The sequence below is a fragment of the Deinococcus radiotolerans genome, assembly GCF_014647435.1.
Classification (GTDB): Bacteria; Deinococcota; Deinococci; order Deinococcales; family Deinococcaceae; genus Deinococcus; species Deinococcus radiotolerans.
Genome location: NZ_BMPE01000061.1, coordinates 1 through 558, shown reverse-complemented (window position 1 = coordinate 558; position 558 = coordinate 1). Strand labels below are relative to the sequence as shown.

Annotated in this window: 1 protein-coding gene; it reads left to right on the top strand. The window is 62.9% G+C overall.

What is annotated here, in order from left to right; translation table 11 throughout:
* On the top strand, positions 1 to 558 hold a 558-nt coding region (locus IEY63_RS22405), incomplete at both ends, for a transposase domain-containing protein (RefSeq protein ID WP_505703938.1).

Sequence of the window (558 nt, the reverse complement as noted above, 5' to 3'; positions counted from 1 at the left end):
TGAAGCGCATCCTGGCGGAAAAGGAACTGGAGCTGGATATCGCGCGAAAAGTGCGACGGCTCTGACGCTGGACGACCTGCTCGTCCTCTGGCAGAGCCAACCCCAGCTGAGCCTTCGGCGCTTCGCGCAGTACGCCAGCGTGCCGTACTGGCGCCTACGGGATCATCAGCACAGCGCGCAGGCGCGCTGTGCCCGCCAGCAGCAGCGGGATGAATTACACGAGAAAATCCGGCACGTCGCCCTGCACCACCCGACCGCTGGGTACCGGTTGCTGTACCACGAACTCAAAGCTCAGGGGGAAGAGATTGGATTGCACAAGATCCGCGTCGCCCTCGGCGAATTGCACCTTCACCCACCTCAGCCTCGGAAAACCCGGAAACCTTCCCCGAAGGCTTCCGCACCACAGGACTGGCCTGAAGGTCGACGGGTGCAGGTTGATGCGACACGGCTATCGCTGCCTGGCGGGGTCTGCTGGATCTCCTTCGTGCTGGACGTTCCATCACGGGTGGTGCTGGCCAGCTGTGTGGTGCGGAGCCTATCCATGCACCTCGCGAAATG